An 18777-nucleotide genomic window follows, 5' to 3' on the forward strand; every position below is an offset into this window, starting at 1 on the left:
TTTTAAAAGAACGAAACGTGAACATGACCCCACAGAAAAAAGCCTACCGCGCCGCCATCGTTCACAGCATCGCCGACCCGGCTGAAGTGGTGATCGAGGCGTCCTACGAGTATTTCGAAGACGGCCTGATGATCGTCGAGAACGACAAGATCAGCGTCGTCGGCCACGCCAAGGACCTGCTGAGCACGCTGACCAGCGATGTCGAGGTGGTGACCTATGAAGACGCGCTGATCACCGCCGGTTTCATCGACACCCACATCCATTTGCCGCAGACCGGCATGATCGGCTCTTTCGGTGAGCAACTGCTCGATTGGCTCAACACCTACACGTTCCCCGTGGAGAGCCAGTTCGCCGATGCGGCCCACGCAGCGGAGGTGTCCGACATCTTCATTCAGGAACTGCTGCGCAACGGCACCACCACCGCACTGGTGTTCGGCAGCCGCCACAAGGAGTCAGTGGATGCGTTCTTTACCGCAGCGGAAAAGCTCAACCTGCGCATGATCGCAGGCAAGGTGATGATGGACCGCAACGCCCCGGATTATCTGGTGGACACCGCCGAATCGAGCTATGTCGACAGCAAGGCGCTGATCGAACGCTGGCATGGCAAAGGTCGCTTGCATTACGCGGTTACGCCGCGCTTCGCACCGACCAGCACCCCGAAACAGTTGCAACTCGCCGGTCAGTTGCTGAGCGAATACCCCGACCTCTATATGCAGACCCACATCAGTGAAAATCTGAAGGAAGTCGAATGGGTCAAAGCGCTGTTCCCGGAGCGCAAGAACTACCTGGACGTCTACGACCACTTCAAGCTGCTAGGCGAGCGCTCGGTGTTTGCCCACGGCGTACATTTGTGTGACCAGGAATGTCAGCGCCTGTCGGAAACCGGGTCGGCCATCGCTTTCTGCCCGACTTCCAACTTGTTCCTGGGCAGCGGCCTGTTCAACCTGCCGATGGCGGAAAAACACAAAGTGAATGTGGGACTGGGCACCGACGTCGGCGGTGGCACGAGTTTTTCGCTGCTGCAAACGCTGAATGAAGCATACAAAGTGATGCAACTTCAGGGCGCCAAGCTGAGCCCGTTCAAATCGCTGTACCTGGCAACGCTCGGCGGCGCACGGGCGCTGCGTCTGGAGGACAAGATCGGCAACCTGCATGCAGGCACCGAAGCGGATTTCGTGGTGCTGGATTTCAACGCCACGCCGCTGCTGTCCTATCGCATGAAACAGGCGACCAGCATCGAAGAGCAGTTGTTCGTGTTGATGACGCTGGGGGATGACCGGACAGTGAGCGAAACGTATTCGGCGGGGGTTTTGGTGCATAAGCGCTGATACAACGCATCTCTGCTTCTTATGATCGTTCCCACGCTCCGCGTGGGAATGCCGAAATGGACGCTCCGGGTCCGCCGCTGAATGTGACGCAGAGCGTCACGGGATGCGTACCCACGCAGAGCGTGGGAACGATCAGCTCCTACAGCCTACGGCCAGAATCGAAAACGCCAGGGCATCAAACCGCCGTGCTGCGCCCCGGTTTTTTCTTCGGCAGCATCAGGTGCGAGAACACCGCGTGCAAATCGTCCGAAGCGCTTTCTTCATCAAGGTTGAGCTTGCTGTCGATGTGATCCATGTGGTGCATCATCAAGCTCACCGCCAGCGTCGCATCGCGGGCTTCGATGGCGTCGATCAACTGGGTGTGCTCATCGTAGGAACAGTGCGAGCGATTGCCGCTTTCGTACTGGGCGATGATCAACGAGGTCTGCGACACCAGGCTGCGCTGGAAGCTCACCAACGGCGCATTCTTTGCCGCTTCCGCCAGCTTGAGGTGGAACTCGCCGGATAGACGAATACCCGCTCCGCGATCCCCTCGAGAGAAACTGTCGCGTTCGTCGCTGACCATCTTGCGCAGTTCATTGAGCTGTTCGGTGGTGGCGTGCTCGACCGCCAACTCAGTGATGGCCTTCTCGACCATGCGTCGGGCGAAGAACACTTGCCGCGCTTCCTCGACACTCGGACTGGCCACCACGGCGCCACGGTTCGGGCGTAACAGCACAACACCTTCATGGGCCAGCCGCGACAGCGCACGGCGAATGATCGTGCGGCTGACGCCGAAAATCTCACCCAACGCCTCTTCGCTCAGCTTGGTGCCGGGCGCCAGCCGCTGTTCGAGAATGGCCTCGAAAATGTGCGCGTAGACGATGTCGTCCTGGGTGCCGCTGCGGCCTGCCTTGGCGGCGCGAGGCTGTTTCTTGAGGGGTTGCAACTGATCGTTCATGGGCACTCGTGAGAACTGGATCCGGCATTGACGCCGTGACCGTGACTGCGGATGACAAAAGCAATAGCAGATATCAGTGCAAAGTCACAGTAAAAGTAATGGCGCATTGTACACAGTGCGCAACGTCTGAACACTTTTCTGCTCAGCCTTGCGTTATGCACACAATCCTCAAATTTCGCACGACAAAATCAAAAACATTATTTGCATTTTTTGTATACAAAAGGATAATCCACCCGTGCACGTTCCTGACCTTTCAGTCAACAAATTGAACTGACGGTCGACTCGCTACAAAGAGCAGTTACCGGCTCTGAAAAAAACAACAAAAACGTCCCGAGGATTTCACTGTGGAAAGTCGCAAAACCGAAGCCGCGCCGCTGGATGCCACTCAAGACGAACTCAGGTCTTCACGCACCGGTCTGCTCGAACGCCTGTTCAAGCTGAGCCTGCATGGCACGACCGTCCGAACCGAGCTGCTGGCAGGCCTCACGACCTTCATCACCATGGCCTACATCATCTTCGTCAATCCCAACATCATGGCCGACGCCGGGATCGATCACGGTGCGGCCTTCGTCGCCACCTGCATCGCCGCCGCCCTGGGTTGCCTGTTGATGGGCCTCTACGCCAACTGGCCGGTGGGTCTGGCACCCGGCATGGGACTGAATGCGTTCTTTACCTACACCGTGGTCGGCACCATGGGCTATAGCTGGCAAACAGCCTTGGGCGCGGTGTTCATCTCGGGCGTGATCTTCATGATCCTGACCCTTTCACGCATTCGCGAATGGCTGCTCAACAGCATTCCAGTGAGCCTGCGTTTCGCGATGGGTGCGGGAGTGGGCCTGTTCCTCGGCCTGATCGGTTTGAAAACCGCCGGCATCGTGGTGGACAGCCCGGCCACGCTGATCAAGCTTGGCTCGCTGCGTGAACCCGGCCCGCTGCTGGCCGCCGTGTGCTTTCTGATGATCGCGGTGCTCAGCTACCACCGTGTGTTTGGCGCGATCCTGATCAGCATCATCACTGTGACGCTGGCGGGCTGGGGTCTGGGGCTGGTGCATTACAACGGCATTTTCTCCATGCCGCCGAGTCTGGCGCCGACCTGGATGGCGATGGACATCGCGGGCGTGTTCAACGTCAGCATGATCAGCGTGGTGCTGGCGTTCCTGTTCGTGCACATGTTCGACACCGCCGGGACGCTCATGGGTGTGGCACAGCGCGCCGGTTTGGTGCGTGACGACGGCCGGATCGAGAACCTGTCTCGTGCGCTCAAGGCGGACAGTGCGTCGAGCGTGGCGGGTGCGATGGTCGGTGTTCCGCCCGTCACCAGTTATGTAGAGAGTGCGTCCGGCGTGGCTGCTGGCGGTCGGACGGGTCTGACCGCCGTGACCGTTGGCATCTTGTTCGTCGCGGCGATGTTCTTCGCCCCGCTGGCAGGCATGATTCCTGCCTACGCCACCGCAGGCGCGCTGATTTACGTGGCCATGCTGATGATGGGTGGCATGGCGCACATCGACTGGGAAGAAGCCACCGATGCGATTCCGGCCATCGTCACGGCCATCATGATGCCGCTGACCTTTTCGGTCGCCGATGGTATCGCGCTGGGCTTCATCACTTACGTCGTACTCAAGGCAGGCACGGGGCGCCATAAAGAGATTTCGGTCAGCCTGTGGGCGCTGTGCGCGATCTTCATTGCCAAGTTTGTGTTCCTGTAAACGATCAAGTTGACACACCTGTGGGAGCGAATTCATTCGCGATGGCGTCTGAACATCCGACATTGATGTCGCCTGACAAACCGCATCGCGAATGAATTCGCTCCCACAGGCTGTTGCGCATACCCGTTCACAACGTCATCCATTGGATGACGTTGTGGCATTTCAGAAAAGGAGAAAAACATGACCCTGGAAACCTGGCTGCTGTTCAGCGGCGCGGCGCTGGTGGTGATCCTGATCCCCGGCCCGCTTTCGCTGCTGATGATCGGCAACAGCCTCAACTATGGCTTGCTGCGCGCCTACCCGGCGTTTCTCGGCGGTGTGTGCGCGTCGATCTGCCTGCTCAGCGCGTCGGCGCTGGGGCTGGGTGCCCTGCTGATGGCGTCGGAACATCTGTTCAGCGCGCTGAAAATCCTCGGTGGTCTGTACCTGTTCTACCTCGCCTGGCAAAGCTGGAAGCAGTCACGCCAACCCGCAACCGGCGCCGAAGTGCCTACTGCCGCAAGCAACCCAGGATTCGCCTCGTTGTTCGGACGGGCCTTCGTGCTGGGCGGGAGCAACCCGAAAGACATCTTGTTCTTCGCCGCTTTCCTGCCTCAGTTCCTCAAGGCTGACCAACCGTTTCTGAGCCAGTTGATCACCATGATCGTCACCTGGACTCTCCTGGACCTTGGCTGCAAATTGTTCTACGGCCTCAGCGCTCAGGCCGCCGCGCGCTACTTGCGCACCGGCAAGGGCCAGAGCTGGTTCAACCGCATCAGCGCCGGGTTATTTGGTGGCGCAGGGACTGCTGCATTGCTCAGCCGTTGATCCCTCCTCTGTGGCAGTCCGGCTTGTCGGCGGTGGCGGTGTCTCAGTGACAGAGGTGCCGCTGACCCACCGCCGGCAAGCCGGACTGCTACAAGTGCCATGCGTATGTCCAGGCGACACGCTTGAGCAGACGAAAAAAAGCCCGCAGTGTGGGGCGGGCAAGAGGAACAGGGGCAAAGCGATGAAGCGTATCGCTTAGCTGCCGCGATACGTGGAGTAGCTGTAGGGCGAAATCAGCAGGGGCACGTGGTAGTGATCCTGACTGCCGTCGATGCCAAAACGCAGCACCACTTCATCGAGAAATGCCTGATCGCCCAGCTTCACGCCCTTGGCGCGGTAATAGTCGCCCGCGCTGAATTGCAACTGGTAGACACCCGAACGGTAATCATCGCCCTGTAACAAAGGAGCATCGCAACGGCCATCGCTGTTGGTCTGTGTTTCGGCAATCTTTTCCAACTGGTCGCCCTCGACCCGATACAGGGCGATGCGGATGTCACTGCCGGGGCAGCCGTGCGCGGCGTCCAGTACGTGTGTGGTCAGTCTTCCCATGGCTTGTCGGAGCCTCGCTAGGTGATTGGATTCGAAGGTCGCACTGTTTCGGTGCCAAGGGGCATTGAAAAGGGCGAGCAATGAGCAATTAAGACACTTTCAAAGAAAATTGTACACAATAAAAATCACTTTTCTTACCACAAAAGCCGCGCCCCTGGCGAAACCCCTGAAATGGCGAGCGCAGCGGATAATATTGAAGTTTTTCGATAGTTTCTGACCACTCAGGCAAGTTTCTTGCAGTAACGTTCGTCATCAGAAAAGCGAAAAACAGGCTTACAAATCGCAAATAAAGTTGTATACAATCTACCCATCGCTGCGGTGGCCCTGCCAGATTCGAATCGACCACCGCCACAGACAACACGTAGATAAGGAAGATTGCAGTGAGCGCCGACTATCCACGCGACCTGATCGGTTACGGCAGTAACCCGCCCCACCCACACTGGCCAGGCAATGCCCGTATCGCGTTGTCGTTCGTACTCAACTACGAAGAAGGCGGCGAGCGCAACATTCTGCATGGCGACAAGGAATCCGAAGCCTTCCTGTCCGAGATGGTGGCGGCGCAACCGCTGCAAGGCCAACGCAACATGAGCATGGAGTCGCTGTATGAATACGGCAGCCGTGCGGGCGTGTGGCGCATTCTCAGGCTGTTCAAGCAATTCGACATCCCGCTGACCATCTTCGCCGTGGCCATGGCCGCTCAGCGTCACCCGGATGTGATCCGTGCGATGGTCGAAGCGGGTCATGAAATCTGCAGCCACGGCTACCGCTGGATCGACTACCAGAACATGGACGAGGCGCAAGAGCGCGAACACATGCTCGAAGCGATCCGCATCCTCACCGAACTGACGGGCGAGCGGCCACTGGGCTGGTATACCGGGCGCACCGGCCCGAACACCCGGCGTCTGGTGATGGAAGAAGGCGGTTTCCTCTACGACTGCGACACCTACGACGATGACCTGCCCTACTGGGAGCCGAACACCCCCACCGGCAAGCCACATCTGGTGATTCCCTACACGCTGGACACCAACGACATGCGCTTCACCCAGGTGCAAGGCTTCAACAAGGGCGATGATTTCTTCGACTACCTGAAAGACGCGTTCGACGTGCTCTACGCCGAAGGCGCCGAAGCGCCGAAAATGCTCTCCATCGGCCTGCACTGCCGTCTGATCGGCCGCCCTGCCCGTCTGGCCTCGCTGCAACGCTTTCTGGAATACGTCAAAGGTCACGAGCAGGTGTGGTTCGCCCGCCGCGTCGAAATCGCGCGCCACTGGCATGACGTGCACCCGTTCAATGGAGATGCCAAGTGAGCCGCTTTCAGACCCTGACTCCGTCATCCCTGAGCCGCGAAGCCTTTGTCAAAGCCTTCGCCGACATCTACGAGCATTCGCCCTGGGTCGCTGAAAAAGCCTACGACCTTGGGCAAGGCAGCGACATTGACGACATCGACGTCCTGCACGCCCGTATGAGCGACATCCTGTTGAGCGCCGATCACGCCTCGCAACTGGCGCTGATCAACGCTCACCCGGATCTTGCCGGCAAAGCCGCCGTGCAAGGCCAACTGACCGAAGCCAGCACCAACGAACAGGCTGGCGCCGGTATCCACCAATGCACGGCTGAAGAGTTTGCACGCTTCACCGAGCTGAACGACGCCTACAAGGCGAAGTTCAAGTTCCCCTTCATCATGGCGGTGAAAGGCAGCAATCGGCATCAGATCCTCGCGGCCTTCGAGACGCGCATTCACAACTCGGTCGAGACCGAGTTCGCCTGCGCCTTGGCCGAGATCAACAAGATCGCGATGTTCCGATTGCAAGCCCTCTGACCGACCTTCTCCCACGCCCATTACTCAAGGCAGACAAAAAGAATGAAAGCTTACGCCGTACCCTTCGAAAAATTCGTCAACCTGGCCGACGCCCGTCTGGGCACCAAAATCCTGTCCGTGACCGATGACTGGTTCGCCGACGCCAACCGCCTTTTTCAGCCGACCCCGGCGGTGTGGAAAGAAGGCGTGTTCGACGACAACGGCAAATGGATGGACGGCTGGGAATCGCGCCGCAAGCGTTTCGAAGGTTATGACAGCGCCGTGATCCGTCTGGGCGTAGCCGGTTCGATCAAGGGCGTGGACATCGACACCTCTTATTTCACCGGCAACTACCCGCCATCGGCCTCGCTGGAAGCCTGCTTCCTGGCCTCGGGCGAGCCGGACGAAAACACCGTGTGGACCGAAGTGCTGCCGGCCGTCGAGTTGAAAGGCGACAGCCACCACTACCACGAAATCAGCGACACTCAGGCTTACAGCCATCTGCGCTTCAACATCTACCCGGATGGCGGCGTGGCGCGTCTGCGCGTGTACGGCGTGCCGCATCGTGACTGGTCGGCCGTGGGTGACAACGAGCAAGTGGACCTGGCCGCCGCCCTGAACGGGGGTCGCGCACTGGCCTGCTCCGACGAGCACTTCGGGCGCATGAGCAACATCCTCAACCCGGGCCGTGGCGTAAACATGGGCGATGGTTGGGAAACTGCACGCCGCCGCACCCCTGGCAATGACTGGGTAATCGTAGCGCTGGGCCATGCCGGTGAAGTCGAGCAGATCGTCGTCGATACCCTGCACTTCAAAGGCAACTACCCGGACAGCTGCTCGATCCAGGGCGCGTTCGTCAAAGGCGGCACCGACAGCCAGATCGAAACCCAGAGCCTGTTCTGGCGCGAACTGCTGCCGAGCCAGAAGCTGGAGATGCACGCTGAACACACCTTCGTCGAGCAGATCAAGGCGCTCGGCCCGATTACCCACATCCGCCTGAACGTGTTCCCGGATGGCGGCGTGAGCCGTTTGCGTGTGTTGGGTAAGGTTGCGAAATAACGCAGGCGTGACTGGCCGATGATGAACCCTGTGGGAGCCGGCTTGCTGGCGAAGGCGGTGTGTCATTCAACACATCGGTGTCTGGTAAGGCGCATTCGCCAGCAAGCCGGCTCCCACAGGAAATGTGTCAGACCCCGGATCCGTGATTGGGCCTGACGCACATGAATCTTGAACCTGAGAACAGAAGAACCCGCATGCGCAAACTGATTATCGAGCCGTTGACCAAAGAAGCCTTCGCCCCTTTCGGTGATGTCATCGAAACCGATGGCAGCGATCATTTCATGATCAACAACGGCTCGACCATGCGCTTTCACAAGCTGGCGACCGTCGAAACGGCCATGCCGGACGACAGCGCGATCATCAGCATCTTCCGCGCCGACGCGCAAGACATGCCGCTCACCGTGAGCATGCTGGAACGCCATCCGCTGGGCAGCCAGGCGTTCATTCCGCTGCTCGGCAACCCTTTTCTGGTCGTGGTCGCGCCATTTGGCGATGTACCTGAACCAGAGCTGACCCGTGCCTTCATCACCAATGGCAGGCAGGGTGTTAATTACCATCGCGGCGTCTGGCACCACCCGGTGCTGACGATCGAAAAGCGGGATGACTTCCTGGTGGTTGATCGCAGTGGCAGTGGCCATAACTGCGATGAGCATTTCTTCGAAGAGAGTCAGAAGATGATTCTCGATCCCCACTAATAAGAAGGGCTTATCCCTCCGGCAAGAGGGACAAGCGAACGGTAAAGACTGTGGCTGCACATCTGATGGAATGGCTGAATCTGGGCGTGCGCTGGATTCACATGATCGTCGGGATCGCCTGGATCGGCGCATCCTTTTACTTTGTCTGGCTGGAGAACAACCTCAACCGCGTTAACCCCCGCGACGGCCTGTCCGGTGACTTGTGGGCGATCCACGGTGGCGGTATCTACCACCTGGAAAAATACAAACTGGCGCCGCCCAAGATGCCGGACAACCTGCACTGGTTCAAATGGGAAGCCTACTGGACCTGGATGTCGGGCATCGTGCTGCTGTGCATCGTGTTCTACTCCAACCCGACCCTTTACCTGCTGGCTCCGGGCAGCAGCCTGAGCGGCGCTGAAGGCATCGCCATCGGTGTCGGCGCGCTGATCGCCAGTTGGTTCATTTACGACGTGCTGTGCGATTCGCCCCTGGGCAAACGTCCTGGTCTGCTGAGTCTGGTACTGTTCGTGCTGATCATCGGCGCGTGCTATGGCTTCACTCAGGTGTTCAGCGGTCGCGGTGCCTATCTGCACACCGGCGCGATCATGGGCACGATCATGGTCGGTAACGTGTTCCGCATCATCATGCCTGCCCAGCGCGCGCTGGTGGCAGCCATCGAGCAGAACCGCACGCCAGACCCGACGCTGCCCGCCAAAGGCCTGTTGCGTTCCCGCCACAACAACTACTTCACCCTGCCGGTGCTGTTCATCATGATCAGCAACCACTTCCCGAGCACCTACGGCAGCCAGTACAACTGGCTGATTCTGGCGGGCATCGCGGTGTGTGCAGTGGTGGTGCGTCACTATTTCAACACCCGTCACGACAGCAACAAGTTCGCCTGGGCATTGCCGGTTGGTGCGTTGGGCATGATCTGCCTGGCGTACGTCACAGGTCCTGCGCAACTGAACAACGGCCCTGACGTGGCAAAGATCCAGTACCAGCCGTTGCCAGCGACCGCTATTGGTGGCCATCGCGCTGATGAACCTCAGCCGGAAAAAGCCCCTGCCGCTGCACCTGCCCAGGCCAGCAATGCCGGTGGCGTGGATTTCGGGAAGGTTCACAGCGTGATTCAAGAGCGCTGCGCGGTCTGCCACTCGGCAAAACCAACCAGCCCACTGTTCAGCAGCGCACCGGCCGGGATCATGTTCGACACCCCGCAACAGATCCAGCAACTGGCCCCGCGCATCCAGGCCCAGGCCGTCACTGCGCAGATCATGCCGCTGGGCAACATCACCCAGATGACCCAACAGGAACGTGATCTGTTGGGGCAGTGGATTGATAAAGGGGCGCAGACGAACTGATGTGACGGGGTGTCGCTGATGCCCCTGATGGACCCAACTCCTGTGGGAGCCGGCTTACTGGCGAAAGCGGTGTGTCAGTCGACAACCCTGTGTCAGATAGACCCCATTCGCCAGCAAGCCGGCTCCCACAGGGGACCGCAACAGCTTTACCTGATTCACACGTTCCACCGCCCAGCCGCAACGGGCGTACTCAACAATAAGAACAATGAGGTGTTGCATGTCCGAGTCAACTCACGCGCGCATCCCTGCTGCGCCACCACGACAGCCCCTGCCCTTGATGCAACTGATTCTGGTAGGCCTGCAACACGTCCTGTTGATGTACGGGGGTGCCGTTGCGGTGCCGCTGATCATCGGCCAGGCCGCTGGCCTCTCCCGTGAAGAAATCGCCTTTCTGATCAATGCCGACCTGCTCGTCGCAGGCATCGCCACCGTGGTGCAGTCATTCGGCATCGGCCCGTTGGGCATTCGCATGCCGATCATGATGGGCGCCAGCTTTGCCGCGGTCGGTAGCATGGTCGCCATGGCGGGCATGCCCGGCGTCGGCCTGCCGGGGATCTTCGGTGCGACCATCGCTGCCGGTTTCTTCGGCATGCTGATCGCGCCGTTCATGTCGAAAATCGTGCGTTTTTTCCCACCGCTGGTGACCGGCACTGTCATCACGTCCATCGGCCTGTCACTGTTCCCGGTGGCGGTAAATTGGGCCGGTGGCGGCAGCAAGGCCTCAAGCTTCGGCGACCCGCTGTACCTGGGCGTCGCGGCGCTGGTGCTGCTGACCATCCTTCTGATCAACCGCTTCATGCGCGGCTTCTGGGTCAACATTTCGGTGCTGATTGGCATGGGGCTGGGCTACATTCTGTCGGGCTTCATCGGCATGGTAGACCTGAGCGGTCTGGCGCAGGCCGACTGGGTCAAAGTCGTCACCCCGCTGCATTTCGGCATGCCGACCTTCAGCCTCGCGCCGATCCTCTCGATGTGCCTGGTGGTGGTGATCATCTTTGTCGAGTCCACCGGGATGTTCCTGGCGCTGGGCAAGATTACCGATCGTGAAGTCACGCCAGGCATGCTGCGCCGGGGCCTGCTGTGCGATGCCGCGGCCTCGTTCGTCGCAGGCTTCTTCAACACCTTCACCCATTCCTCGTTCGCCCAGAACATTGGCCTGGTGCAAATGACCGGCGTGCGCTGCCGTTCGGTGACCATGGTCGCCGGTGGCTTTCTGGTGCTGCTGAGCCTGCTGCCGAAAGCAGCGTATCTGGTGGCCTCGATTCCGCCCGCCGTTTTGGGGGGCGCCGCTATCGCGATGTTTGGCATGGTCGCGGCGACAGGCATCAAGATCTTGCAGGAAGCCGATATCTCCGACCGCCGCAACCAATTGCTGGTCGCCGTGAGCACCGGCATGGGCCTGATCCCGGTGGTGCGTCCGGAGTTTTTCAGCCAATTACCCCACTGGATGGGGCCCATCACCCACAGCGGTATCGCCATGGCAACCCTCAGCGCGGTGCTGTTGAACCTGCTGTTCAACGTACTCGGCGGGGCCGAACGCGCGGCCATGGCCGGGCCGCTGCACTCGCATTAATCAACGCTGCCCTGTTTTCGACTCGGGTGCTCTGTCGCAGAGCACTTGAGGGCGACGGCGTGAGTCAGTATCCTCCGCCGCCGCTCGAATTCAGTGCTCGACAACAACCATTCATAATCTGACTGACCGGACAACAAACCGATCAGCGCCTGCGACCTCGAAAAGGCAACGAAAAATTCCGTTATCGGTTGTTTTCACGACAGCTGACGAGACTTTTTTGTCTTTTTTCAGGGTCTTGGCGCAGGTCTTGCTGTGCGTAACAAGTTGACCAAATGGACAACTAAATCAGCAAAAAAGAAGACGCCACGACAGAGCGTCAACCACCAGAAACAACGACTTTTAACGAAGGGAGTAAACAAATGAACCGCACGCTTTCCAGCCTTTTGGCCGCAGGTAGTCTGCTGGCCGCCGCCCCGGCAATGTCCGGCGATTTGCTGCAATGGCAGAGCAACAGCCTGACCTACCTCTACGGCAAGAACTTCGCCGTGAACCCGGAAATTCAGCAAACGTTCACCTTCGAACACGCGGACAGCTGGAAATACGGCGACAACTTCCTGTTCGTCGACAACATCTTCTACAACGGCAAGAAAGATGCGGGCGTGGGCAACAACACCCTGTACGGCGAATTCTCTCCTCGCCTGTCGATGGGCAAGATTTTCGACCGCAAGTTTGAACTCGGCCCTATCAAGGACGTGCTGCTGGCAGGCACTTACGAATTCGGCGAAGGTGATGTCGAGTCCACCCTGATCGGCCCGGGCTTCGACCTGGACATTCCCGGCTTTGACTATTTCCAGTTGAACTTCTACAAGCGCTACAACGATGGCCACCGTGCCGGTTACGGCGCCTGGCAGATCACCCCGGTCTGGTCGTACACCATCCCGGTGGGCAAGTCGGACATCCTGATCGACGGTTTCATGGACTGGGTCGTGGACAACAAACAGTCCAACACCAAAGGCGACTACCACTCCAACCTGCACTTCAACCCCCAGATCAAATATGACCTGGGCAAAGCGATGAGTCTGCCGGAGAAGCAACTGTACGTGGGTATCGAGTATGACTACTGGACCAACAAGTACGGGATCAATGACACTCGTTACTTCGATACTGACCAGAACACGGCGAGCCTGTTGGTGAAGGTGTTCTTCTGATCATGAGCGGCGTGGGTATCAACTACCCACGCCGCAAATGCGGCTTTTCAGCGGGTTTCTACAGAGAGATCCTTGCTCACCAGCCTGGCCCCCACAATCGGCATCCCGACGCCGACGACCGCCAGACTCCACAAAAGATATTCCAGCCCGAACAACAAAAACGCTCCGCCCACCATCACGGTCGCCAGACTCGGCACACCCAGCGCGCAGATCAACAACGCATGCGTGCCCAACTTGCGCTTGAGCGACATCTTTGCGTTGAACAAACAGACCAGCCACAAGTACAACCAGGCGACGATGGTCAGTAAATAAAACGCCAAGTGTAATAAATCACCGGACATGCCATATCCATGCATCGGTCTATCTCCTTTTTTATATCTTCGGTCGTGACGTGGCGCTCCGGTCCTTGGAAAGCCGTCGGTCAGTTTACACCCCACGCCCGCGTAATGAATGCCCTTGGTCTGGAACTGTAAGGCGCGGTTGAACGCATCTGTTCTTTCATGGGGTTTTCATGTTCGTACGACCTATTTTTAACACCCGCCCCCCGATCATGCGGCATCGTCAGCCATTGGCTGGCGGGCATTCTTGAAACGCTGTCGACCTTTGCGGGTATTAACAATGAATAAACTTCCACAGATCACGCTTGCGTTCTGGGTCATGAAAATATGCGCCACGACACTGGGCGAAACGGCGGGTGACTTGCTGTCGATGACGCTGGATGTCGGCTATTTGATGAGTTCGCTGATCCTGATCAGCGTGTTCGTCGTCACGCTGATCACGCAACTGGCGTCAAAACGCTATAACCCTGTGCTGTACTGGATCGTGATTTTGTCGACAAGCACCGCAGGCACCACGATGTCGGATTTCATGGACCGTACGCTGGGGTTGGGCTATGCCGCAGGTTCAGCGATTCTGGTGGCCATTCTGTTGGCGATTTTCAGCGTCTGGTACCTGAGCGAAAAATCCTTGTCGGTGACCCGCGTGACCACGCTCAAGGCAGAGTTGTTCTATTGGTTCGCGATTCTGTTTTCCAACACGCTGGGCACCGCATTGGGTGACTTCCTGGCCGACGACTCGGGGCTGGGCTTCATGGGCGGCGCCTCGCTGATCGGCACCGCCATCGCCGTGGTTGCACTGTTGCACTACACCACGCGCCTGTCGTCAATGGCGCTGTTCTGGATCGCCTTTGTCCTGACACGGCCGTTCGGCGCGACGCTGGGCGACGTGCTGACCAAACCCTACGAAAAAGGCGGCCTGGACTTCGGCACGGTGGGTTCATCGCTGGTACTGCTGAGCATTCTGGTGGTGCTGGTGGGCATGGCGGCGTACTACAACCGCAAGCCAGAAACGGCTTATGGAGAAATCGCAGAGAATTGATCAGCACGCTTCGCCCACCAGCGGGAGTGAGCCAGTTGCCGGTACGCATGCCCACTGTGGGAGCCGGCTTGCTGGCGAACGTGGTGGTGCAGTCACAGATGAATCGCCTGACAGTACGCATTCGCCAGCAAGCCGACTCCCACAGAGGACTGACACGTAGTCCCTTAATTGACCTCCCACGGCAATGGTTTGCCCGCCCTGACCCGGGCGTTCAGCGAACGCAGTAGATCCAGCGGATCGGTATCTTTCATGGCATGGCTCTGTTCATCGACCCACGTCATGACCTGCTGCCGGTCCAGGCTCGGCCGGCGATGCAGAATTTCCACCAACTGCCGCTCGCAGTGCTGGGCATAGGCGACCACGCTGGAAAACAAAGGACTGTTCATACTCGCACCTCGTCACCCACTACCCGTTCAGGCCTTGAAAGGCGCCAGATTGTTCCGGCTTGCGCAACCATACCATTGGCGCTCACATGGATTACAGCGCAGCGTCATCAGGCCCCAATCTTGAGCCTGTCAGGAGGCCGGTGCTAACATTCGCCACCGCCGAGCAGGCAAGGACATTCCGCTTTATGAGCAGCATCCGCGAGCGCAACAAAGAACTGATCCTGCGCGCAGCCAGTGAAGAATTCGCCGATAAAGGCTTCGCCGCCAGCAAGACCAGCGACATCGCCGCCAAGGCCGGTGTGCCTAAGCCCAACGTCTATTACTACTTCAAATCCAAGGACAACCTCTATCGCGAGGTGCTGGAAAGCATCATCGAGCCGATCATGCAGGCGTCAACACCCTTCAATCGCGAGGGGGTTCCTGCCGAGGTGTTGAGCGGCTACATCCGCTCGAAGATTCGCATTTCCCGTGACCTGCCCTTCGCGTCCAAGGTGTTCGCCAGCGAAATCATGCACGGCGCGCCGCACCTGACGCCTGAGCAAGTGGCCCAGCTCAACGACCAGGCCCGGCACAACATCGAATGCATTCAGGGCTGGATCGACGACGGTCTGATCGCCCCGCTCGACCCTCATCACCTGATGTTCAGCATCTGGGCAGCGACCCAGACTTACGCAGACTTCGACTGGCAGATTTCCACCGTGACCGGCAAGGCGAAGCTGGACGACGCCGACTACGAAGCCGCCGCCCAAACCATCATCCGCATGGTGCTCAAAGGCTGTGAACCGGAGTGCTGATCAGGCCTTGCCTGCTTGCAGCGCCTTGTCCACGCCGTCGAGCAATTGACCGAAGCTCCACGGCTTGCGGATGAACGTCACGGGGTACTGAACGCCCGAACTCTCCGGTGTTTCGTGACCGGACATGATCAGGATCGGAATCTGCGGCCATTTGTTGCCAGACAGATTCGCCAGATCCGCACCGTTCAACGTGCCAGGCATGAGGATGTCGGTGAGCAGCAATGACACGCGGTCTGCATGATCGTCCAGAAACTTCGCGGCGTCGTCCGCGTTTTCCAGGGCGTAGGTGCTAAACCCTTCATCACCCAGAATTTCACAGACGAAATCACGAATGATCGACTCATCTTCCACCACCAGAATGAGTCCCTTTTGCTGTCCGTTCGCTGCCATTTGCGCTGCACCCACCATAATTCTTCCCATTGCCTGCCCGGTCGGCCCAATCCTGGACTCGGGTTGTTGTCGGTACTGTGAGCGACGCACGCGCCGGAAATTCCATCCAGTCGACAGATTTGTTCTAAAGAATGGGGGGTTGGAGATAAATGCGCCGTAGACACGGCTTGCTGACAACAGCGATTTTGAAGGCCTCGCCACCTGTAGCCGTCCGGCTTGTCGGCAGCAGCGGTGTTGAGGACCTCACCGCAGGCAACCCATGCTGCTACAGCGTACAACGTGGGCGTCCAGGAAATCCGCCACTTTCCTGCAGCCATAAAAAAACCCGCCGAAGCGGGTTTGTGCAAGACCGTCCAACTTCCTGTCGGCCGCCAATGCCTGGCAACGGTCGATCGTCCCTGATCCTGCAGCGGTCCGTTGCTGCAGTTGATGGATCCAATGTACTGCGCCGATGGGATCCAACATAGAGCAAAAATCTCCACTTCGTGTAAGCCTTTCGCCATACCTGTAAAAAATCTGACGTCACTTTTTGGTCACCCCTGAAGAACATATACGATGATTCGGCCTTACCCGACGGCTAGCAGCCTAAATAGGGTCTGTGCGCTCAGGTTTATCTCATCAACGCCGAGATGCTTTATGACAGCGGCGCTTTTATCAACGCTTCGCCGGGGAAGCGATTCGCTGTCGGTGAGCCGGTATCGAAACGGTTCGCGCCATAACAAGAACAATGAACGGAGTGACGGTCATGAATATGCGCAATCTCTCGATCAGTCGGCGTCTGTGGCTGATCCTCATCGTCGCTGTGTTGATGTTGTTCACGCTGGCCGTGGCCATGCTCAAACAAATCCATGACGACCTGTACGACGCCAAAGCCCAGAAGACCATGCATGTGGTTCAGACCGCCAGCGGCCTGCTCGACTACTACCATGGCCTGGAAACCGCCGGAACGTTAACCCGCGAACAGGCCCAACAGCAGGCCATGGATGCCATTCGCGGCCTGCGCTACAACCAGACCGACTACTTCTGGATCAACGATCTGCGCCCGGTGATGATCATGCACCCGGCCAACCCCAAGCTCGTGGGGCAGGACCTCTCGGGGGTGAAGGATCCCGACGGGTTTCAGGTCTTCAATGAAATGGTCACCCTGGCCAAAGCCAAGGGTGCGGGCGTAGTCAATTATCGCTGGCCGAAACCCGGGGCCAGCGATGCCGTGGAGAAGACTTCCTATATTTCGCTGTTCACGCCGTGGGGCTGGATCATCGGTTCTGGCGTGTATGTCGATGACGTACAGGCAGAATTCCGGCAACAAGTGATCAAGGCGCTGTCGATCAGTGCCGGGATCATTCTGGTCATGGCGCTGCTGCTGACCCTGATCGGACGCAGCATCGCCGGGCCACTGAAGGCCACGGTAGAGGCCATGGCCAACATTGCCAGCGGCGAAAGTGACCTGACCCGAAGCCTGCAAACCCAAGGTCGGGACGAGATCACGCAACTGGCGACCCATTTCAACGCCTTCACCGCCAAGTTGCGCCGAGTCATCCATGACCTGCAGTTGTCAGCCACTGAATTGGGGCAGGCTTCCGGGGACATGGGGAACAATGCAGTTAAGGCCCAGGAGCGCAGCCAGCAGCAATCGCTGCAGATGGAGCAAGTCGCAACGGCCGTGAACGAAGTGACCTACGGCGTGCAGGACGTCGCAAAGAACGCCGAACACGCCGCCAGCGAGATGCGTAACGCCGAGTCCCAGGCCCAGCAGGGTCAAGCCAATATCGAGAGCAGCCTGAAGCAGATCGGTCACCTGTCCGGGACCATCGACCAGGCCGTGGACGTGATTCGCACGCTGTCCAGTGAAAGTACGCAGATTGGCGGAGTGCTGGAGGTCATCAGCTCCATCGCCGAACAGACCAACCTGCTGGCGCTGAACGCGGCCATCGAAGCGGCGCGCGCAGGCGATCAGGGCCGCGGCTTCGCCGTGGTGGCAGACGAAGTGCGGCTGCTGGCGCAACGCACCCAGAAGTCGACCGCCGAGATTCAAGCGATGATCGAACGCCTGCAATCCCACTCCGACGCTGCCGTGAAAGTGATCGGCGACAGCAGCCGCGCGTCGCAACTGACCATCGAACAGGCCAACCTCGCGGGCCAGAGCCTGACCTCCATCAGCCAGGCGCTGCGCAACCTCAATGGCCTGAACGCTTCGATTGCCAGCGCCACGTTGCAGCAGTCCCACGTGGTCGAGGACATCAACCAGAACGTGACGCAGGCGGCGCAACTGTCACAAAGCACGGCCGTCGCCGCCGAACAATCCAGCGCGGCCAGCGCGCAACTCAAAGGGTTGAGCGAGCAGTTGAACGGGCTGCTGCGACAGTTCCGCGTCTAAGCCCCGCCCTGTTCGGTTGCCCGCCTCAGCGCGGGCAGCCTTCCTGGCGACAGGCCACGAACGCCTTCAACTGCTCGACGCGAACCTTGGTGTGCTCAGCCAGACACTGCGCCTGCTCCATCGGCCAGATGGAACCTGAATCCTCACGTTTGCCAACTTGATACAGGCAGTCAGCATCACGAAAGGCGATCCACTTCTTCTGTGCGTCTTGCAGTGCCTTCTTCTGCGCCGGGCTCTTCAGAAAGGCCATCTGCGCCTTGTATTGCGTGTTCAACGCGGCATCCAGCGCTGCGTACTGTTGACCCGCGCACTGATTCATCGAGGTTTGCGTGTCGTCACATTCGGCTGCCTGAGCCGAGCAACCGATGCCCAGTGTCATGAATATGCCCATTGCCATCATCGCGTAGCGCATTTAAATCTCCCTGTTTCTTGATTGATCGTCCGGGACGGCTGCCCAGCGGGCGCGCAGCTTAAACGCTTCAGTCACCTGACAGGTCAGGCACAACA

19 protein-coding genes and 1 pseudogene are annotated in these 18777 nt (G+C 58.9%); 14 read left to right on the plus strand and 6 right to left on the minus strand.

Annotated features, from left to right (window positions below; all coding sequences use genetic code 11):
- The first annotated feature begins 23 nt into the window (after positions 1 to 23).
- On the plus strand, positions 24 to 1328 hold the full coding sequence (gene guaD / locus ACI5GA_RS05440; protein ID WP_421422089.1) for a guanine deaminase: 1305 nt from the start codon (positions 24 to 26) through the stop codon (positions 1326 to 1328).
- Between the two features lie 175 nt (positions 1329 to 1503).
- Here guaD and ACI5GA_RS05445 read toward each other — a convergent pair whose 3' ends face one another.
- On the minus strand, positions 1504 to 2268 hold the full coding sequence (locus tag ACI5GA_RS05445) for a GntR family transcriptional regulator (RefSeq protein ID WP_404630843.1): 765 nt from the start codon (positions 2266 to 2268) through the stop codon (positions 1504 to 1506).
- Between the two features lie 374 nt (positions 2269 to 2642).
- Between ACI5GA_RS05445 and ACI5GA_RS05450 the strand changes: the two genes are divergently transcribed.
- Both ACI5GA_RS05450 and ACI5GA_RS05455 read left to right on the plus strand, forming a co-directional pair.
- The gene (locus ACI5GA_RS05450; RefSeq protein ID WP_421425444.1) at positions 2643 to 3974 is read left to right on the plus strand and encodes an NCS2 family permease; all 1332 of its coding nucleotides are present in this window, start codon (positions 2643 to 2645) and stop codon (positions 3972 to 3974) included.
- A 180-nt stretch (positions 3975 to 4154) separates the two neighbouring features.
- On the plus strand, positions 4155 to 4781 hold the full coding sequence (locus tag ACI5GA_RS05455; protein WP_421422091.1) for a LysE family translocator: 627 nt from the start codon (positions 4155 to 4157) through the stop codon (positions 4779 to 4781).
- 195 nt (positions 4782 to 4976) lie between these two features.
- Here ACI5GA_RS05455 and uraH read toward each other — a convergent pair whose 3' ends face one another.
- The gene (gene uraH, locus ACI5GA_RS05460; RefSeq protein WP_404630847.1) at positions 4977 to 5330 is read right to left on the minus strand and encodes a hydroxyisourate hydrolase; all 354 of its coding nucleotides are present in this window, start codon (positions 5328 to 5330) and stop codon (positions 4977 to 4979) included.
- Between the two features lie 380 nt (positions 5331 to 5710).
- Here uraH and puuE point away from each other — a divergent pair, with 380 nt between their 5' ends.
- The 7 genes from puuE (at position 5711) to ACI5GA_RS05495 (ending at position 12946) form a co-directional block, all read left to right on the plus strand.
- Entirely contained in the window at positions 5711 to 6637 is a 927-nt protein-coding gene (puuE, locus tag ACI5GA_RS05465) for an allantoinase PuuE (protein ID WP_404630849.1), read from the plus strand.
- Entirely contained in the window at positions 6634 to 7149 is a 516-nt protein-coding gene (uraD, locus tag ACI5GA_RS05470; RefSeq protein ID WP_421422093.1) for a 2-oxo-4-hydroxy-4-carboxy-5-ureidoimidazoline decarboxylase, read from the plus strand. Before puuE ends, uraD begins: the two co-directional genes overlap by 4 nt.
- A 42-nt stretch (positions 7150 to 7191) precedes the next feature.
- Positions 7192 to 8187, plus strand: a complete 996-nt coding sequence (gene alc, locus ACI5GA_RS05475) for an allantoicase (RefSeq protein WP_404630853.1) — start codon at positions 7192 to 7194, stop codon at positions 8185 to 8187.
- Between the two features lie 194 nt (positions 8188 to 8381).
- Positions 8382 to 8882 carry an ureidoglycolate lyase gene (locus ACI5GA_RS05480; protein WP_404630855.1) on the plus strand — a complete coding sequence of 167 codons (501 nt, stop codon included), beginning with the start codon at positions 8382 to 8384 and terminating at the stop codon, positions 8880 to 8882.
- 50 nt (positions 8883 to 8932) lie between these two features.
- Entirely contained in the window at positions 8933 to 10225 is a 1293-nt protein-coding gene (locus tag ACI5GA_RS05485; protein WP_421422095.1) for a urate hydroxylase PuuD, read from the plus strand.
- A gap of 217 nt (positions 10226 to 10442) precedes the next feature.
- Positions 10443 to 11798 carry a nucleobase:cation symporter-2 family protein gene (locus ACI5GA_RS05490; RefSeq protein ID WP_404630859.1) on the plus strand — a complete coding sequence of 452 codons (1356 nt, stop codon included), beginning with the start codon at positions 10443 to 10445 and terminating at the stop codon, positions 11796 to 11798.
- A 359-nt stretch (positions 11799 to 12157) separates the two neighbouring features.
- On the plus strand, positions 12158 to 12946 hold the full coding sequence (locus ACI5GA_RS05495) for an outer membrane protein OmpK (RefSeq protein ID WP_404630861.1): 789 nt from the start codon (positions 12158 to 12160) through the stop codon (positions 12944 to 12946).
- A 47-nt stretch (positions 12947 to 12993) separates the two neighbouring features.
- On the opposite strand, the gene ACI5GA_RS05500 is transcribed toward ACI5GA_RS05495, so the two are convergent.
- Positions 12994 to 13287 (minus strand): hypothetical protein, encoded by a 294-nt coding sequence (locus ACI5GA_RS05500; protein WP_404630863.1) that lies wholly within the window; start codon positions 13285 to 13287, stop codon positions 12994 to 12996.
- Positions 13288 to 13564: 277 nt separating this feature from the next.
- Here ACI5GA_RS05500 and ACI5GA_RS05505 point away from each other — a divergent pair, with 277 nt between their 5' ends.
- A complete protein-coding gene (locus ACI5GA_RS05505) occupies positions 13565 to 14323 on the plus strand; it encodes a hypothetical protein (RefSeq protein ID WP_421422097.1) in 759 nt (252 codons plus the stop codon).
- Between the two features lie 164 nt (positions 14324 to 14487).
- On the opposite strand, the gene ACI5GA_RS05510 is transcribed toward ACI5GA_RS05505, so the two are convergent.
- The gene (locus tag ACI5GA_RS05510) at positions 14488 to 14709 is read right to left on the minus strand and encodes a hypothetical protein (RefSeq protein ID WP_404630867.1); all 222 of its coding nucleotides are present in this window, start codon (positions 14707 to 14709) and stop codon (positions 14488 to 14490) included.
- Positions 14710 to 14894: 185 nt separating this feature from the next.
- On the opposite strand from ACI5GA_RS05510, the gene ACI5GA_RS05515 reads away from it, so the two are divergent.
- Positions 14895 to 15503: a TetR/AcrR family transcriptional regulator gene (locus ACI5GA_RS05515; protein ID WP_404630869.1), complete on the plus strand. Its 609-nt coding sequence runs from the start codon at positions 14895 to 14897 to the stop codon at positions 15501 to 15503.
- Here ACI5GA_RS05515 and ACI5GA_RS05520 read toward each other — a convergent pair whose 3' ends face one another.
- On the minus strand, positions 15504 to 15893 hold the full coding sequence (locus ACI5GA_RS05520) for a response regulator (RefSeq protein ID WP_404630871.1): 390 nt from the start codon (positions 15891 to 15893) through the stop codon (positions 15504 to 15506).
- Positions 15894 to 16725: 832 nt separating this feature from the next.
- Between ACI5GA_RS05520 and ACI5GA_RS05525 the strand changes: the two are divergent.
- Both ACI5GA_RS05525 and ACI5GA_RS05530 read left to right on the plus strand, forming a co-directional pair.
- Positions 16726 to 17412 (plus strand): annotated as a pseudogene (locus ACI5GA_RS05525) (cache domain-containing protein); the annotation flags it as partial.
- Between the two features lie 123 nt (positions 17413 to 17535).
- Positions 17536 to 18270: a methyl-accepting chemotaxis protein gene (locus tag ACI5GA_RS05530; RefSeq protein ID WP_404631717.1), complete on the plus strand. Its 735-nt coding sequence runs from the start codon at positions 17536 to 17538 to the stop codon at positions 18268 to 18270.
- A gap of 25 nt (positions 18271 to 18295) precedes the next feature.
- Here the strand turns inward: ACI5GA_RS05530 and ACI5GA_RS05535 are convergent, their stop codons facing one another.
- Positions 18296 to 18682, minus strand: coding sequence for a lysozyme inhibitor LprI family protein (locus ACI5GA_RS05535; protein WP_421422099.1), 387 nt, complete (start codon positions 18680 to 18682; stop codon positions 18296 to 18298).
- Positions 18683 to 18777 lie beyond the last annotated feature (95 nt).

Source organism: Pseudomonas sp. Pseu.R1 (assembly GCF_045764065.1).
Taxonomy (GTDB): Bacteria; Pseudomonadota; Gammaproteobacteria; order Pseudomonadales; family Pseudomonadaceae; genus Aquipseudomonas.

Excerpts from the sequence above, each read along its gene's own strand:
- guaD (WP_421422089.1), top strand. The coding sequence starts at position 24 with ATGACCCCACAGAAAAAAGCCTACCGCGCCGCCATCGTTCACAGCATC.
- ACI5GA_RS05445 (WP_404630843.1), bottom strand. The coding sequence starts at position 2,268 with ATGAACGATCAGTTGCAACCCCTCAAGAAACAGCCTCGCGCCGCCAAG.
- ACI5GA_RS05455 (WP_421422091.1), top strand. The coding sequence starts at position 4,155 with ATGACCCTGGAAACCTGGCTGCTGTTCAGCGGCGCGGCGCTGGTGGTG.
- uraH (WP_404630847.1), bottom strand. The coding sequence starts at position 5,330 with ATGGGAAGACTGACCACACACGTACTGGACGCCGCGCACGGCTGCCCC.
- alc (WP_404630853.1), top strand. The coding sequence starts at position 7,192 with ATGAAAGCTTACGCCGTACCCTTCGAAAAATTCGTCAACCTGGCCGAC.
- ACI5GA_RS05480 (WP_404630855.1), top strand. The coding sequence starts at position 8,382 with ATGCGCAAACTGATTATCGAGCCGTTGACCAAAGAAGCCTTCGCCCCT.
- ACI5GA_RS05490 (WP_404630859.1), top strand. The coding sequence starts at position 10,443 with ATGTCCGAGTCAACTCACGCGCGCATCCCTGCTGCGCCACCACGACAG.
- ACI5GA_RS05495 (WP_404630861.1), top strand. The coding sequence starts at position 12,158 with ATGAACCGCACGCTTTCCAGCCTTTTGGCCGCAGGTAGTCTGCTGGCC.
- ACI5GA_RS05500 (WP_404630863.1), bottom strand. The coding sequence starts at position 13,287 with ATGTCCGGTGATTTATTACACTTGGCGTTTTATTTACTGACCATCGTC.
- ACI5GA_RS05505 (WP_421422097.1), top strand. The coding sequence starts at position 13,565 with ATGAATAAACTTCCACAGATCACGCTTGCGTTCTGGGTCATGAAAATA.
- ACI5GA_RS05510 (WP_404630867.1), bottom strand. The coding sequence starts at position 14,709 with ATGAACAGTCCTTTGTTTTCCAGCGTGGTCGCCTATGCCCAGCACTGC.
- ACI5GA_RS05515 (WP_404630869.1), top strand. The coding sequence starts at position 14,895 with ATGAGCAGCATCCGCGAGCGCAACAAAGAACTGATCCTGCGCGCAGCC.
- ACI5GA_RS05520 (WP_404630871.1), bottom strand. The coding sequence starts at position 15,893 with ATGGCAGCGAACGGACAGCAAAAGGGACTCATTCTGGTGGTGGAAGAT.
- ACI5GA_RS05530 (WP_404631717.1), top strand. The coding sequence starts at position 17,536 with ATGGAGCAAGTCGCAACGGCCGTGAACGAAGTGACCTACGGCGTGCAG.
- ACI5GA_RS05535 (WP_421422099.1), bottom strand. The coding sequence starts at position 18,682 with ATGCGCTACGCGATGATGGCAATGGGCATATTCATGACACTGGGCATC.